This is a genomic window from Streptomyces sp. NPDC102467, assembly GCF_044765445.1.
GTDB lineage: Bacteria > Actinomycetota > Actinomycetes > Streptomycetales > Streptomycetaceae > Streptomyces.
The window spans coordinates 409978-426385 of record NZ_JBIWKA010000001.1; the positions used below are offsets into that span (position 1 = coordinate 409978).

The 16408-nt window shown below is 70.7% G+C and carries 11 protein-coding genes; 8 read left to right on the plus strand and 3 right to left on the minus strand.

All coding sequences use genetic code 11. The features are described from left to right. Positions 1–51 precede the first annotated feature (51 nt). The 7 genes from ACIREE_RS01845 (at position 52) to moeZ (ending at position 9456) form a co-directional block, all read left to right on the plus strand. Positions 52–1170, plus strand: a complete 1119-nt coding sequence (locus ACIREE_RS01845) for an alpha/beta fold hydrolase (RefSeq protein ID WP_404144857.1) — start codon at positions 52–54, stop codon at positions 1168–1170. An 8-nt stretch (positions 1171–1178) separates the two neighbouring features. Then, positions 1179–2537: a DUF3152 domain-containing protein gene (locus ACIREE_RS01850; protein ID WP_404144858.1), complete on the plus strand. Its 1359-nt coding sequence runs from the start codon at positions 1179–1181 to the stop codon at positions 2535–2537. 200 nt (positions 2538–2737) lie between these two features. Beyond that, entirely contained in the window at positions 2738–4669 is a 1932-nt protein-coding gene (locus ACIREE_RS01855) for a DUF3492 domain-containing protein (RefSeq protein ID WP_404144860.1), read from the plus strand. Further along, complete coding sequence (locus ACIREE_RS01860; protein ID WP_404144862.1) at positions 4666–6240, plus strand: hypothetical protein; 1575 nt, start codon at positions 4666–4668, stop codon at positions 6238–6240. The genes ACIREE_RS01855 and ACIREE_RS01860 overlap by 4 nt, the downstream gene beginning before the upstream one ends. Before the next feature lie 265 nt (positions 6241–6505). Next, a complete protein-coding gene (locus ACIREE_RS01865) occupies positions 6506–7477 on the plus strand; it encodes an NAD-dependent epimerase/dehydratase family protein (protein ID WP_404144864.1) in 972 nt (323 codons plus the stop codon). Then, positions 7465–8214 (plus strand): spherulation-specific family 4 protein, encoded by a 750-nt coding sequence (locus tag ACIREE_RS01870; protein ID WP_404144865.1) that lies wholly within the window; start codon positions 7465–7467, stop codon positions 8212–8214. The genes ACIREE_RS01865 and ACIREE_RS01870 overlap by 13 nt, the downstream gene beginning before the upstream one ends. A 63-nt stretch (positions 8215–8277) precedes the next feature. Next, positions 8278–9456, plus strand: a complete 1179-nt coding sequence (moeZ, locus tag ACIREE_RS01875; RefSeq protein ID WP_404144867.1) for an adenylyltransferase/sulfurtransferase MoeZ — start codon at positions 8278–8280, stop codon at positions 9454–9456. A 124-nt stretch (positions 9457–9580) separates the two neighbouring features. On the opposite strand, the gene ACIREE_RS01880 is transcribed toward moeZ, so the two are convergent. The 3 genes from ACIREE_RS01880 to ACIREE_RS01890 all read right to left on the minus strand — a co-directional run bounded on the left by ACIREE_RS01880 (position 9581) and on the right by ACIREE_RS01890 (position 15717). Continuing rightward, entirely contained in the window at positions 9581–11212 is a 1632-nt protein-coding gene (locus ACIREE_RS01880) for an alpha/beta hydrolase (protein ID WP_404144869.1), read from the minus strand. 96 nt (positions 11213–11308) lie between these two features. Next, the gene (locus ACIREE_RS01885; protein ID WP_404144871.1) at positions 11309–12853 is read right to left on the minus strand and encodes an alpha/beta hydrolase; all 1545 of its coding nucleotides are present in this window, start codon (positions 12851–12853) and stop codon (positions 11309–11311) included. 107 nt (positions 12854–12960) lie between these two features. Beyond that, positions 12961–15717 (minus strand): lysylphosphatidylglycerol synthase domain-containing protein, encoded by a 2757-nt coding sequence (locus ACIREE_RS01890; protein ID WP_404144873.1) that lies wholly within the window; start codon positions 15715–15717, stop codon positions 12961–12963. A 164-nt stretch (positions 15718–15881) separates the two neighbouring features. On the opposite strand from ACIREE_RS01890, the gene ACIREE_RS01895 reads away from it, so the two are divergent. Next, positions 15882–16247, plus strand: a complete 366-nt coding sequence (locus ACIREE_RS01895; protein WP_404144875.1) for an MGMT family protein — start codon at positions 15882–15884, stop codon at positions 16245–16247. Positions 16248–16408 lie beyond the last annotated feature (161 nt).

Sequence of the window (16408 nt, forward strand, 5' to 3'; positions counted from 1 at the left end):
GTGACGGCGAACACACGATCCACTGCGTGATCGTCTCGTAACATATGCCGCATGTCTTCGACCGAGCCGCCGCGTGTGCCTCTTGCCGTCGCCGCCGCGGTGCCCAAGCCGGGCACCGTCAAGGTCGCTGAAGGAGAACGGCTCCGATCGGTCGGCCTGCCCGGCCTCACGCTGTCGGTACGGTCCCGTCCGGGCACCCGCGCAGGACTGCCGCCCGCGCTGTACGTCCACGGGCTCGGCGGCTCCTCGCAGAACTGGTCGGCGCTGATGCCGCTGCTCGAGGACAGTGTGGACGGCGAGGCCGTCGACCTCCCCGGCTTCGGCGACTCGCCGCCGCCGGACGACGGCAACTACTCGGTGACCGGGCACGCGCGTGCCGTCATTCGTTTCCTCGACGCGCGCGACCGCGGCCCCGTCCACCTCTTCGGGAACTCCCTGGGCGGCGCCGTCACCACGCGCGTTGCCGCCGTCCGTCCCGACCTCGTACGGACGTTGACGCTGGTGTCGCCGGCCCTGCCCGAGATTCGCGTCCAGCGCACCGCACTGCCGACCGGGCTGCTCGCGGTGCCTGGCATCGCCGCGCTTTTCACGCGTCTTACGAAGGAGTGGACGCCGGAGCAGCGAGTGCGCGGCGTCACGGCCCTTTGCTACGGCGACCCGGGCCGGGTCTCGCCCGAGGGCTTCCAGGCCGCCGTGGAGGAGATGGAGCGGCGACTGCAACTCCCGTATTTCTGGGACGCGATGGCCCGCTCCGCGCGCGGGGTGGTGAACGCGTACACGCTCGGCGGCCAGCACGGACTGTGGCGCCAGGCCGAGCGGGTGCTCGCGCCGACGCTGCTCGTCTACGGGGGGCGTGACCTGCTGGTCTCGTACCGGATGGCGGCGCGCGCGGCGCGGACTTTCCGGGACTCGCGCCTCCTGACGCTGCCGGACGCGGGGCACGTCGCGATGATGGAGTACCCGGAGAGAGTCGCGACGGCGTTCCGGGAACTTGTCGCCGACACCGGGGCGTTGAAGGGACAGTACGATCTCGGAGCGACGGGCGAGAGCACCGAGAACATCCCGGACCACGAGAGCGTCACGGGCCACAAGAGCATCACAGAGCACAAGAGCATCACAGAGCACAAGAGCATCACAGAGCACAAGAGCATCACAGAGCAGGGGAGCTGAGGCGGCCAGTGGGACGGCACAGCCGCCGAGAACCGGCAGACAACGGCGACACCGCCGACATATCCGTAAGTTCCCCCATAGGTCCTTCCGTGGATCCTTCGATCATCCCCTCGAATCCCTCCACCCCTTTCGCGAGCGCTGAGGCGACCGGCCCGGTGCATCCGGGCAGTGGGCGCCGCCGCAGGAAACCCGCCGAGGCGTCCGCCGCCACGCATCCGCCCACGCATCCGCCCACGCGGCCTGCGCCGCATGTTCGCGGTGGCCATCCCGAGCGGCGGGAGTCGACCGGGGGCTGGGGCGCGCCCGGTGGCCGGGAGAGCGCCGGGCGCGGGTTCAAGGCGCCTGACGGGCCCCCGTTGGTGCCGCGGCAGAGGCCCCGGCAGGAGTACGTCGACGCGTTCGACAAGGGTGCCGCCAAGGGTGCCGCCGAGGACCCGTACGCCTCCGTGACCGACTGGGACGACGAGGCGCGCACGCCCTCGGGCGAGCCCTCGCCCGCGGCGCCCGATCCGGCCTCGGCCGAGGCGGACGGCGGACGCGAGAAGCGGGGTAAGGGGCTTACTTACACGGGCATCGCCGCGGCCGCCGTCACCACCGTGCTCGCCGTGGTCGTCGCCGGACAGGTCACCGACCGGGACACGGGCTCCGACGACGCGCACGCGCAGGCCGCCGATGGATCCCGCGTCCACGACGGCTCGGCTTCGCGCTCGGACGGCCGGGCCACCCCGTCGAAGACGGAGCAGGCCGCCCCCGCGACGTACACGCAGAAGATGAGCAAGAAGTACCCGCTGGCCGCGAACCTGAAGGCTTCGGGGGACTTCGAGGGAGTTCCCGGCTTCGCCAAGGCGCCGGGGCAGGGGCAGAAGTTCCGCTACCGCATCGACGTCGAGAAGGGGCTCGGCCTTGACAGTGATCTGTTCGCCCAGGCCGTACAGAAGACTCTGAACGACAAGCGGAGTTGGGCCCACGACCACGCCCGCACCTTCGAGCGGATCTCGTCGGGCAAGCCGGACTTCGTGATCACGCTCGCCAGCCCCGGGACCACGGCCGACTGGTGCGCCAAGTCAGGTCTCGACACGACCGAGGACAACGTGTCGTGCGATTCCGCCGCCACCGAGCGCGTGATGATCAATGCCTATCGGTGGGCGCAGGGTTCGAAGACCTACGACGACGTACTCCACGGCCAGTCCATCTACCCGTACCGGCAGATGCTCATCAATCACGAGGTCGGCCACCGGCTGGGGTTCAACCACGTGACCTGCTCGCAGAAGGGCGCGCTCGCGCCCGTCATGCAGCAGCAGACCAAATTCCTGAGCTCCGGCGGGATCACGTGCAAGCCCAACCCCTGGGTGTTTCCCAAGGCTTGACGCTCCGTAGCGTTCTGTAGCGGGGCGATCTCTTAGCGCGACCGAACGTCGCGCGCACGGGAAAGTTACGACCGTTCACCCCTTTTGGTGGCGCGATGGACAACCGTCCACCGCGCCACCGGCATGTCCGCATACGTTCGTCCCGCTGCGAGCCACCGGACCAACGGTGGCTCCCCATACGGGAGATCGGGGGTGTACTCGTGCGTATCGGACTGTTGACAGAGGGTGGCTATCCGTATGTGAGCGGCGAGGCCAGACTCTGGTGCGACCGGCTCGTGCGCGGGCTCGAGCAGCACGAATTCGACATTTACGCACTCAGCCGCAGCCAGGAGCAGGAAGACGCCGGCTGGCTCGAACTGCCCCCGCAGGTCAACCGGGTGCGGACCGCCTCGGTGTGGTCGGGTGGCCCGGGGAGCGAGGACGGCGCACGCGGCGGCACACTCGGGCGGCGAGTCCGGCGACGGTTCGCCTCTCTGTACGAAGAACTCGCGGCCGCGGTCGTCCGCGGCCCAGGTGGTGAGACGGGCGGCGCGAACGGCTCGGGCGGCGAGGCGGACCGTTTCGCCACCGCGCTGTACGGGCTTGCCGAACTCGCCCGCGAGGCAGGAAACCTGGGCCCCTCCCTCCGCTCCGAGGCGGCCGTGCGCATTCTGGAGCGCGCCTGTCGAGCACCCGGCGCGCAGCGCACTGCCCGCGCCGCCCGCGTGCCCGACCTCCTTGCTTTCGCCGGGCACGTGGAGCGCGCGCTGCGCCCCCTCTCCCTCGACTGGTACCAGGACGCCTCGGGCGGCTTCGGGGGCGACGGACTCGCCTCCGTAGATCTGTGCCACGCGACATCGGGCGGCGCGGCGGCCCTGCCCGGCCTGCTCGCCAAGCGGTTCTTCGGCGTCCCGCTGCTCGTCACCGAGTACGGGGTACAGCTCAGGGCCCGCTACATCGCCGCGGGCGACGCCGAGTTGAGTGCGCCGGTGCGCGCGCTCCTCGCCGCCTTCCATGGACTGCTCGCCGCCGAGGTGTACCGGCAGGCCGCCGTGATCACCCCGGGCAACGCGCACGCCCGCCGCTGGCAGGAGCGGTGCGGCGCCGACCGCGCGAAGCTGCGTACCGTCCACCCCGGCATGGAAGCCTCACGCTTCGCCGAGGTCGGCGAGCGCGAGGAACCGGGGGAGCCGGACACCCTCGTCTGGGTCGGGCGCATCGACCCCTCCAAGGACCTGATCTCCTTGCTGCACGCGTTCGCGGAGATCCGCAAGGAGGAACCGAAGGCGCGGCTGCGCATCGTGGGGGCGATGCCGGCCCGGCACGTGGCGGGCGGGGCCGACCGGGACCACTCGTCGGACCACGACGCCGAGGTGTACCTCGGGCACTGCAAGGCCCTGGCCGCGCAGCTCTTCCCCGACGAGGCCGAGGGGATCCACGCCGTCGGCGAGAATCCGGTCTCCTTCGAGGAACTCGGCGCACCCGAGGCGCCCGACCTCGCCGACGTCTACGGCGCGGGCGGTGTCGTCGTCCTCTCCAGCGTCGTCGAGGGGTTCCCGATCAGCCTGGTCGAGGCCATGTTCTGCGGGCGGGCGACCGTGTCGACCGACGTGGGTGCCGTCGTCGAGGTCATCGGCGGTACCGGTCTCGTCGTGCCGCCGCGCAACCCACGGGCACTCGCCGAGGCCTGCGTGGCGCTGCTGCGCGACTCAGGGCGCCGGGAACGCCTCGGGGCGGCGGCCCGGGCCCGGGCCTTGGAGCTCTTCACCGTCGAACAGAACATCGCGGCATTTCACAGCATTTACCTGGAGATCGTCTCGCACTGCCCGGTCCGCCGGGACGCCCTGGACGACGCAGGCAAGCCCCTGCCGTTCGCCCATCCGCCCGAGGCCCACGTGCCGGGGCGGTGGACGGCCGCAGCCACCGGAGGCATCGGCGGGTCATGGCTCGCCGGACGGTCCACCAGTACGGGGGCGCCCAGTTGGGCGTCCGACATCGGGGCGCCGGGCGTCGGAGCTGCCGGTATCGGGGTTGCTGGCGTCGGTGCTGCCGGTGACATGGGCGGCGCTGTCGGCGGTGTCGGCGGTGTCGGCGGCGGTGAGCGGGAGCAACTGGCCGGAGTGACGCCGGGTCGCGGGGAGGGTGACGCATGAGCGGGCGTGAGGGCGCAAGGCGCGGGGCGGCCGGCGGTGTCGGTGCGGACTTGCCGCGCGTACCGCTGAGCGCCGGGGCTTGGGGAGCCGGATCGACCCAGGCGCTGAAGGACGTTCCGGACGCCCCAGACGCGCTGGATATCCCGGGCACCCCTGACGGCACGGATGGTCCGGACTTCTCGTACGGTGAACTGGCAGACCTCGGCGGCGAGTTGCTGCGCGACTCGAGCGCCTGGAAGGCCGAGGCCGGCACCGAGGCCGGCACCGATGCCAGTGCCGGTGCTAGTGCCGATGCCGATGCCGATGCAGAGATCGACGGCGCCGATGAAAACCATGGCGTCGACGGCACAGCGGCAACCGGGCGGAGCGAGAGGCAGGGCCACGGCGCGGAGAGCGGCCGCCCCCTGCCCGGCCCCAAACCGCCGCAGGACCCGAGCCCCGGCGCACGCGGTCGCGAGCTCGCCTCCCGGGTGCCCCACCGCCGCTCGGGCGTCGACCCGGTCAAGGTCCTGATGCAGCGGCACCGAGACCTGTGCGAGCGCGCTGTAGATCCCCTGGAGATCGCCGCGGGCCTGGAAGCCCTCGGCGTGACCGACAGGACCGCCGCCCGTTTCCGCCACAGGGACGTGTTCTCGCTCGCCGAGGAGATGTACGCACGCGTGGCCCGTGGCGGCGAACAGGGCGAGCCGGTCGCCGCCACCCCCGCCACCCCCGCCAGACGTACCGGCGTACGCGGCGCATGGGCTCTGCTCGCGCTGCTGCCGGGCGCCGTCTGCGCGCTCACGCTCCCCGCGCTGGACGCCACCACGGGCACCGCCCGGCTGGCCGTCGGCATGAGTGGAGCGCTCGCCGCCGCCGCCGCGCTGCGCACGACCTTGCGGCATGGACCGCTCCGCGCCTCGGACGGCCCGCCCGCACCCGCGACCCGCCTGTGGGTCTGGTGGCTGCTCGCCTACGCCCTGCTCGGCGACGGCCTGCTGAACGCCGCGCTGACCGGCGGCCCCGACGAGCCCTGGGCCCCGGCGACCGCAGATCTCCTCGCGCTCGCCGTCGCCGTGGCGCCCGCGCTCTGGTGCGCCGGGCTCTACACGGCCGGGGCCCACCGCCGACTCGCCGTCAGCCGCGGACTCGCCGAATTCGCCGCCTCCGTACGGCCGTTGCTCCTCGGCGCCGTCGCCCTGTTCGCCCTCGCGCTGGCCGTGCTGCTCGGCCTGTCCGGAGCCCTGCTCGACCAGAGCGTGGACTACGCCGGAGCGGGAGCGCTGGGGCTCCTGCTGCTGCTCGCCCGCCTCCTCGCCGCGCACGGGCGCACGCACGCCCCCGCGGTCGTACTCGGCGCGGCCGCCGCCGTCGAGACCCTGGCCGTCGCCTCCGTCTTCGCCGCGCGTCTGCCCGGCTGCGACGTCCTGGGCACGCCGGTCGAGGCGGCCGTCGGTGCCCTGGGCGCGGCCGTCGTACCCGGTGTCGCCTGCGGGGTCGCGGCCCTGGCGCTGCTCGTACACGCCACCCGCACGCTGACCCGAGCCTCCGCCCACGCGAGCGCCGACGGCACGACCGGAGGCGCGCCATGACCACTGCGGAGCCCCCCGCCGAGCGGACCGCACCGCCCGCCGCATGACCAGGAACACCCCCTGCAACACCCCTTTCCCGCGGGGCCGACACCGCGGGCCCACCCCACGACTCACGGCACCACTCATAAGGAGAACGCCAGATGACCACCCCTCCTCCCCGAGGCGCCGGATACGCCGGATACTCCGGGCCTCACGGGCAGCGCGACACCCACGGTTCGCGCGCACGGCGCGCAGTGCGCGGAGCGCGAACCCAGGGAGGCGTCCGATGAGGGTCCTGCTGACCGGAGCCAACGGATACCTCGGGCGCTTCGTCGCCGACCGGCTTCTGGCGGACCCCGCCGTGCAGCTCACGGCACTCGGCCGGGGCGACGACGCCGATGTCCGCTTCGACCTGGCCACCGGCAGTCCGGGGGCGCTCACCCGCTTCCTGGACGCCGTCCACCCCGGGGTGGTCATCAACTGCGCCGGTGCCACCCGCGGCGGCGCCCGCGACCTCACCCGGCACAACACCGTCGCCGTCGCCACCGTCTGTGAGGCTCTGCGCCGAAGCGGCTGCGGCGCCCGCCTCGTACAGATCGGCTGCGGTGCCGAGTACGGCCCGTCGCAGCCCGGCTCGTCCACCGCGGAGGACGCGGTGCCCCGGCCCGGCGGCCCGTACGGCGTCAGCAAGCTCGCCGCCACCGAACTCGTCCTCGGCTCCGGCCTCGACGCCGTCGTCCTGCGCGTCTTCTCGCCCGCGGGCCCCGCCACCCCCGCCGGATCCCCGCTCGGCAGGCTCGCCGAGGCCATGCGCCGCGCGATGCAGGCCGGTGACGGGGAGCTGAAGCTCGGTGGCCTCGGCGCCCAGCGCGACTTCATCGACGTACGCGATGTGGCGCGCGCCGTGCACGCCGCGTCGCTCTCCGCCGCCCAGGGGGTCATCAACATCGGCTCGGGCCGCGCCGTGCGACTGCGCGATGCCGCCGCCGTGCTCGCCCGGGTCGCCGGATTCGGCGGCGCCCTCCACGAACTCGACACGCCCTCCGTCGGCCTCAGGCAATCCGTCGGCCACCCGCGCTCCGAATCCGACCACGGGATGCAGGGCCCTCCGTCCGCCGCGTACCCGTACCCCGACGGCTGCGGCAGCTGGCAGCAGGCCGACGTGCGTACGGCTCGCGACCGGCTCGGCTGGCGTCCCCGCATCAACCTCGAAGAGTCCCTCGCCGACATCTGGATGGAGGCGGCATGCCGTATCTGACCCCCACCACGACCGGCCTGTCGAGCACCGACGTACGCCTCGGCTTCGGCATCCCCGGCTTCGCCCACCCGCTCGTCGCCCCCGCGGAATGGGCCGAACTCACGCGCCCCGCAACCCCTTTGCACTGGGTCGTCCTGAATATCGCCGACGGCCCGGGCGCCCGCCCCGACCCGCACTGCCTGGAGGCGGCAGGCCGGCTCCGCAACGCGGGCGTGCGTGTCCTCGGTCACGTCGACATGACCTACGGCGCCCGCTCCTTCGGGGAACTCGTCTCGGACGCCCACCGCTACCTCGACTGGTACCAGGTCGACGGGTTCAGCCTCGACCGCTGTCCCACCGAGCGAGCCGCGCTCCCCGAGGTCCGGCGCACCGTCACGACGCTGCGCGCGCTCGTCGACGACGCGTACATCGTGCTCGGGCACGGCATCCACCCGTATCCCGGATTCGCCGAGACCGCCGACCAGTTGGTGACGTTCTCCGGCCCGTGGAGCGACTACCGCTGGTCCCAGGTCGCGGAGTGGACCGCCGACTATCCGCCCGAGCGGTTCTGCCACTTCGTGCACAGCATGCCCCGCGGCCACCTCGACGAGGCGCTGCGCATCGCGCGCTGGCAGGGCGCGGGCACGATCTACTTCACCGATCACACGGACCGCGGCGGCGCGACGGACCCGTGGGAGTCGATGCCCGGCTACTGGGACGAAATCGTCTCGCGTATCGGACCTGGTGTCTCGGAATGACGAGGGGCGTGGCAGTGTTACAGACGGAACAACCGTACGTAGATACCGACCAACGGAGTCCCCGTGTCGCTGCCACCCCTGGTCGAGCCAGCTGCTGAGCTCACCGTAGACGAGGTCCGCAGGTACTCCCGCCACCTGATCATCCCGGATGTCGGGATGGACGGGCAGAAGCGGCTGAAGAACGCCAAGGTGCTCTGTGTGGGCGCCGGCGGCCTCGGGTCGCCGGCCTTGATGTATCTGGCCGCGGCCGGCGTGGGCACGCTCGGCATCGTGGAGTTCGACGAGGTCGACGAGTCGAACCTGCAGCGCCAGATCATCCACAGCCAGGCCGACATCGGCCGCTCGAAGGCGGAGTCCGCGAAGGACTCGGTCCTCGGCATCAACCCGTACGTGAACGTGATCCTTCACGAAGAGCGGCTCGAAGCCGAGAACGTGATGGACATCTTCAGCCAGTACGACCTGATCGTCGACGGCACCGACAACTTCGCGACGCGCTACCTGGTCAACGACGCGTGCGTGCTGCTCAACAAGCCGTACGTGTGGGGTTCCATCTACCGCTTCGACGGCCAGGCCTCGGTCTTCTGGTCCGAGCACGGCCCGTGCTACCGCTGCCTGTACCCGGAGCCCCCGCCCCCCGGCATGGTCCCCTCCTGCGCCGAGGGCGGTGTCCTGGGTGTGCTGTGCGCGTCCATCGGCTCCATCCAGGTCACCGAGGCGATCAAGGTCCTGGCCGGCGTCGGCGACCCGCTGGTCGGCCGCCTCATGATCTACGACGCCCTGGAGATGCAGTACCGCCAGGTCAAGGTCCGCAAGGACCCCGACTGCGCGGTCTGCGGTGAGAACCCGACCGTCACCGAACTCATCGACTACGAGGCCTTCTGCGGCGTCGTGTCCGAGGAGGCGCAGGAAGCTGCCGCCGGTTCGACGATCACTCCCAAGCAGCTCAAGGAGCTGATCGACGACGGCGAGAACATCGAGATCATCGATGTCCGCGAGCCGAACGAGTACGAGATCGTCTCCATCCCGGGCGCCAAGCTGATCCCGAAGAACGAGTTCCTCATGGGCACCGCCCTCGAAGGTCTCCCGCAGGACAAGAAGATCGTCTTGCATTGCAAGACGGGTGTCCGCAGTGCGGAAGTTCTCGCGGTGCTGAAGTCCGCGGGCTTCTCGGATGCTGTGCACGTCGGCGGCGGCGTCATCGGCTGGGTCAACCAGATCGAGCCCGACAAGCCGGTCTACTAGCCGGTTAGCTCGCCGGTCTGCCGGGCCACCGCTCGGCCGTGACCTTTCCGGACGGGCCTCGCGCACTGTGCGCGAGGCCCGTCCGGCATGTCGGGGGCCCCTCGCGCGTGCGGGCCGCCCACGGTCAGGAGCACACCTTGCCGTCGCGCGGTATTCGCCCCTCCAGCAGGTACGTGTTCACCGTCGAGTCGACACAGGAGCTGCCGGAGCCGTACGCCCCGTGTCCCTCGCCCTTCCATGTCAGCTCGACACCGACGCCCTTGCCCAGCTCGTCCGCCATGCGCCGCGCGCCTTCATAGGGCGTCGCCGGATCACCGGTGTTGCCGACGACCAGGACCGGCGCCGCACCCGGTGCGCTCACGTCCGGGTCGGCCCACTGCCCCGGCACGGGCCAGTCGTGGCACCAGCCCGCGGTGTCCCAGCCCATGTACTGCCCGAAGACGGGTGAGATGGCGCGGAACTTCGCCAGCTGTGCTTTCGTCTGCGCGGCCGTCGGCCGCGCCTTGTCGTCGAGGCAGGAGATCGCACGTTGCGAATGACTCGCCGTGCCGTAATGCCCGCTCTCATCGCGGTCGTTGTAGGAGTCGGCGAGCGCCAGCAGTGCCGTGCCGTCGCCCTTCTCCGCGTCCTGCAGACTCCTTGTGAGGGCGGGCCAGCTGTTCTTGCTGTACAGGGTGACCGCCATGCCGGTGGTCGCGAGCGACTCGTTCAGCTCGCGGCCGCCCGATGCGGGCAGCGGCCGCGCGTCGAGCCGCTTCAGGAGGGCCGCGATCTCGCGCGACCCCTCTTTCGGGTCCTTGCCACGGGACGTGAAGTAGTTGTCGAGGGCGCGCTGGAAGCCGCGTGCCTGGTTCTCGGCCTGCCCGACGCGCCCCGCCGTCGGGTCGACGACACCGTCCAGGACGAGCCTGCCGACCTTGCCGGGGAACAAGTGGGCGTAGATCCCGCCGAGTTCGGTGCCGTACGAGACACCCATGTAGTGCAACTCGTCGTCCCCGAGAGCCTGACGCATCAGGTCCAGGTCGCGGGCCGCTTCGATCGTCGACACATGGCCGAGCAGCTTCCCGGCCTTCTTGCAGCCCGTGCCGAAATCGTCGGCGTCCTTGAGGTACGCCCTCTCCTCCGCCGGGGTGTCGGGCGTGAGGTCGACGGATTCGGCCGCCTGCGTGGCCTTGTCGCTGCGGCACCGCACCCCTTCGCTCGCCGAGACCCCGCGCGGGTCGAAGCTCACCAGGTCGTAGCGCTCGCGCAGCTTCGCGTACTGAGGGGCGAAGGCCGGCATCAGCTCGACTCCGGAACCGCCCGGACCACCGAAGTTGAACAAGAGGGAGCCGATCCGGTCGTCCCCGCCGCCCCGGTCCTTGGCGCGGATGAGGGCGACGGCGATGGTCGGCCCGTCCGGCTTCGCGTAGTCGAGCGGAGCCTTGAGCTTCGCGCACTGCCAGTCGGATCCGGGCGCGGACCCGCTCGCGGTCGCCCCGCAACGGCCCCAGTCCAGACGCTGGCTCGTGAGCGACGAGGGAAGAGGCGGCAGTGTGGCCGCGCGTGGTGTCGTCGGGGCCGTGGATCGCGAGGCACCGCCCGTCGACGGTTTCGGATCGTCCCCGCCGCCCCCGCCCCCGCCCCCGCTCGAGCCGCTGCACCCCGTGAGCAGTCCGGTCGTGAGGACGACGGTCGCCGCCAGAGCCAGTGCCCTGGCCCCTGTTCCCGCATGTGTGCGTGCGCCTGCGCGGGCACGCGAATCCCGTGGTGCCATGGCACCTCCCCCCTCAACCGCCCCCGTTCGAGAGACAGTCAGGCCATCGTAGGAGGAGGCGTCGACATCCGTTCCGGCCTGTGGACAACTCCGCGATCACGAGCAGACCGTTCCCTCTTTCGGGACCGTCCCGTCGAGGAGATAGCCGTTCACGGCGGCATGCACGCACTTGTTTCCGCTGTCGTACGCGCCATGGCCCTGGCCCTTGTACGTCAGCTCGACCCCGACGCCGTCGCCCAGCGCGTCCGCCATCTTCCGCGCGCCCTCGTACGGGGTCGCAGGGTCGCCGGTGTTGCCGACGACCACGATCGGCGCGGAGCCACGAGCGCTGACGTCCGGGTGGGCGGCTGCTCCGTCGACGGCCCAGTCGGTGCAGCCGAGCATCCCCCAGGCCAGGTAGTCACCGAACAGCGGGGACGCGGCACGGAAATCGGGCAGCTTCGCCTCGATGCCCTTCGTCGTGTAACGCGGCTTGTCGTCGGCGCAGTTGACGGAGACGTTGGCGGCCTGGATGTTGCTGTACTTGCCGTCCTCATTGCGTCCGTTCATCGAGTCGGACAGCAGCATGAGGATCTTGCCGTCGCCGTCGTACGCCTGCTGTAGGCCCTCGGTGAGGTACTCCCAGAAATCCTGTGAGTAGAGGGACTGGGCGATTCCGTTGGTCGCGGCGGTCTGTGTCAGATCACGCGGAAAGATACCCGGGATCGGCTTGTCGTCGAGCTCGTCGAGCAACTTGGCGATCTTGTCCTTGACGTCCTGAGGAGTGTCGCCGACCGGGCAGTCCTCGGCCTTTGACGTGCAGTCCTTCGCGTAGTTGTCGAGGGCGAGCTGGAACCCCTTGGCCTGGCCGAGTGAGCTCTGCTCCGCGTCCTGCGTGGGGTCGACGACGCCGTCGAACACGGCGCGGCCCACGTTCTTGGGGAACAAGTGAGCGTAGACGCCGCCGAGTTCGGTGCCGTACGAGATGCCGAAGTAGTGCAGCTTGTCGTCGCCGAGGACCTGACGCATCAGGTCCATGTCGCGGGCCGCGTCCGTGGTGCGGACGTGGGGGAGGACCTTGCCGGAATTCTTGTCGCAGGCGCCGTTGAACGACGTGATGTTGTCGACGAGCTTCGTCTGTTCCGCCGTGTCGTCCGGAGTGGAGTCCTGCTGGAAGTACTCGTCGAGCTTCTCGTCGTCCTCGCATTCGACGCCGGCGCTGCGGCCCACCCCGCGGGGGTCGAAGCTGACCAGGTCGTAGCGGGTGCGCAGTTGCGCGTAGTCGGCGCCGAACGAGGGCAGGGAGGTGACGCCCGAGCCGCCCGGGCCTCCGAAGTTGAGGACGAGCGAGCCGATGCGCCGGTCCTGGTCGCCGCTCGCCTTCGCGCGGATCAGCGCGAGGCCGATCGTCTTGCCCTTGGGGTCGCCCCAGTCGAGGGGCGCCTTCATGGTGGCGCACTGCCACTCGGCGCCTCCGGGCAAGGGAGACGGGGCAGCGCCGCCGCCCTCGGACTCCGCCGGAGCGGGGCAGTCCTTCCAGCTCAGCGTCTGGGACGGCAGATCCACGGCGTCCTCGGACTCGCTGCAGGCCGCGAGTGAGGCGGACAGCAGGGCGGCGGTGACGGCCAGGGCGGCGGCGCGGGGCCGGGACGGATTGGGCATGCGTCCATCCTGCGGCGGCCTCGTGCGGCGCGCTCGGGCTGCGGGCTGTGCGGGTGAGGTCGGTTCAGGCGGTTACGACCAGGGCGCGGACTGTGGCAAGGGCCCGCTTACAGAGCGCCCTTGCGCGTCAGGTGGTTGAAGAACAACCAACCGGGCAGGACGGGCAGCCACAAGGTGAGCAGTCGGTACAGGAGCACGGCCGGGGCGGCCACTTCCTTGGGAAGACCGACCGCGATGAGCCCCACCGTCAGGGTGGCCTCGACGGCGCCCACACCGCCGGGGGTCGGTGCGGCGGAACCGAGCGCGTTACCGGCCAGGAAGACCACCGCGACGCTGGCCAGGCTCAGGCTCGTCGTGTTGTCGCCGAAAGCACGGATCGAGGCGTCCAGGCACATCACGAAGCAGGCGGTCAGCAGCAGCATGCCGCCGATACCCGTGAGCAGTTTCCGAGGCCGCTGGAGCACGTCGAGCATGCGCGGCACGACACCGGCGAACAGCGACCGTACGCGCGTGCTGACGAACTTACGTAGGAAGGGGATCGACGTCATGACGAGCACGAGCACGGCCACCGTCAGCAGACCCGCGATGACGGTGCGGGACGGCGACAAGGAAGGCGTCTTCTCCGTCCCTGTCAGGTAGCCGAAGGTCAGCAGCAACACGATGTGGCTGCCCATACCGAACAGCTGCGAGGCGCCGACGCTGGCGACCGCGAGCCCGGGGCGCACGCCGGAACGCTGCAAGAAGCGCGTATTGAGCGCCACACCACCGACCGCCGCGGGAGCCACGATCTTCACGAACGACCCGGCGACCTGGGCGGCGACGGTCCGCATGAAGGGCACCCGTTCGGGCACGAAGCCCAACAGGCTCATCGCCGCCGCTACGTAGCTGAGTGCGGAGAACAGCACCGCGAGACCGACCCAGCCCCACTCGGCCTCGCCGACGATCGCGCCCAAGTCCATGTGCGTGAGCTGCGACAACAAGAAGTACGCGCCGATCGCACCGGCGATGAAACTGATCAGTGTGCGCGGCCGGATGCGCTCCAGGCGGGCCGGCTCGACGGGCGCCTGGGGTCGGATGCGCAGCACCTGATGGCGGATCTGGGTGAGCAGATCCTCCTCGCGCGCTTCGTCGAGGGCCACGTCGATGGCCCGCTTCTCGGCCTGCCGCTCGGCCTTCTCGGACTTCTTCTCGGCGCGTACGGACTTCCTTCCGTCGCTGTCGACCTCGGCACTCTCGTCCAGGCGTGTCTGCTTGGCCTTGCTGGACGCCTCCAGAACGGCCTCGCGCTCGCGCTGGGCGCGCTCCCGCCCTAGCTTGCGCAGCGTCCCCCTGGTGGAGCGTGTGAGCGCGATCGGCTGCAGCAGCGGCAGACAGTCGGCGACGGTGTCGGGGCCGAGTACGCCGACGGCGGCGGCGACGGACCGCTCGGCACCCACCCGCAGGCCAAGAGTGGTGAGCATCTGCGCGATGTCCATGCGCAGGACCAGATCGCCCGCGGCGATCTCACCGCCGCGCAGATCCGTGAGGAACACCGTGCCGGAACGATCCACCAAGATCGCGTCGCCTGCGAGCCGCCGGTGCGCGATCCTCCTGGACTGCAGCGCCTGCACCTGGTGCCAGGTGTCGCGCAGCAGGTCGTCGGTGATCTCGTCGTCCGCGATCGCGTCCAGGGACCGGCCGCCGATGTGCTCGTACACGAGGATCACGGCGTCGGGACCGAGCTCGGAGGTGGCGATGAGCTTCGGCGCGTTCGCCCCGGCCGAGATCGCCGCGTAGGCGAGCAGCGCCTCCTGCTCCAGGGCCTGACGCAGTGACTGGAGGCTGCGGCGCTGGGTGATGCCGCGCAGCGTCAGACGTCGCCACACACGGTAGAAGAAGCCCTGCGCCTGCTGTTCGCGGTCGACGACGGTGATGTCCAGCGGTGGGCCGTCCTCCAAGGTGACGAAGTAGCGCCGCCCCCTGTCGCCGTTCTCCGTGGTGCCTTCGTGGGCCTCCTCGCGGGAGGCGCTGACGGGGTGGAAGCCGACGTGCCGGAGGCCAGCGAGGAGCGTCTGGCCTGTAGGTCGCACGTTGGGGGAGCCGACGGCATAAAGCGTTCCGTAGGCGACCGTCCAGCCGATGAGGATCGTCAGGATGATCGAGAACGGTGTGGTGTAACCGGTGACCAGCATCGCGAACGCGTCGAGCAGCAGCACCACCCACAACACCACGCGCCATCGTGGTCGTCGGGACATGCCGACGGCGGTCATGTAGGCGATGACGGGCGCCAAGTAGCCGTGTACCGGGTCGGTGAGCGCATGGATGTCGCCCGGCGACACCTTGGTGAGCGCGTCCTGGATGGACTGTGGCGCGGCCTTGGCGACCCAGAGGTCGGTCGCGAGCGTCACCCCGTGGGCGAGGACCGCCGCGAGCACGCCGTCTGCGATCCGAAGGCCGTCGCGCTTGATGAGCCGCTCGATGGCGAACGCGACCGGTACGAGAAGGATGGCGATGCTCGAGGTGAGACCCGCGAACTTGGTGAGCAGGTCCGGAGCCTGCCCTGTGCCCTTGTTGATGTCCTGGGCGAAGCCCGAGGTCGTGGCGTGCGCGAACGCGGCGATGGCCAGCAGAACGGCGATCGCGAGTACGCCCACCATCAGGCGCATCAGGTCGGAGGGGCGGTGCACGCGCGCGGGGAGCAACGGTTCGTCACCGTCGACCCGCTCGGCGTGCGTGTCCGCGTCCACGCAGTCGGGGTCGTGCAGCGGTTGCTCGTGTTTGGCCTCGGCCGGATCCTCAGGGCGCGCCGGTGTCACAGAGGTGCCCTCCGCCTTGTCGGGGTGCACGCTCTGCTGCTCCGTCGTCTCTTCTTGATCTCGTATCACCAGTCACCGCCCGCACGATGGTGGCATGTCCTATCGCCACAGGGGGGTATCAGGGTGCATTCGAGGTGCGCGAAGTCGCCCGCAAGCGCCTTCTTGTACGTCTCTCCATGAGGCCGCTTGTATGTCTCTCCATGTTGTCGGTGCCGTGGGGCAGGATGGACCGGATGAGCGAGGAGAACGAGCCGACAGGTGAGCTGCCCGAGTACGCGGAGCGGGTCCTCGAGGTCGCCGAGCTGATTCCGTCCGGCCGGGTCATGACGTACGGGGACGTCGCCGAGTGGCTGGAGCAGGGAGGGCCGCGCCAGGTGGGACGCGTGATGGCCCTCTACGGAGGCGCCGTGCCGTGGTGGCGCGTGGTGCGTGCCGACGGGGCGCTGCTCCCGGGCCACGAACTGCGGGCGCTCGGCCACTACAGGGAGGAGAGCACGCCGCTGCGCGATGCCTCCCGTGCCTCGGAGGGCCACCTGCCGCGCCTTGACATGAAGCGAGCGCGGTGGGACGGCCGAACGCGTACAGAAGCTCACAATTGACAGCTTCGACCATTCGGTGCGCGGGCGGGGTGCTGATGGCTCGTACGGGGGAAAAGGGGGAAAGGGGACGCCTCGGGCACTTTGCCACGGCAGTGCTCGTTCGTGAGACAGCGCACACCTGCGCCGAGAGTGACGTGAGGGAGGCTTCGGAAGCTCGGCTT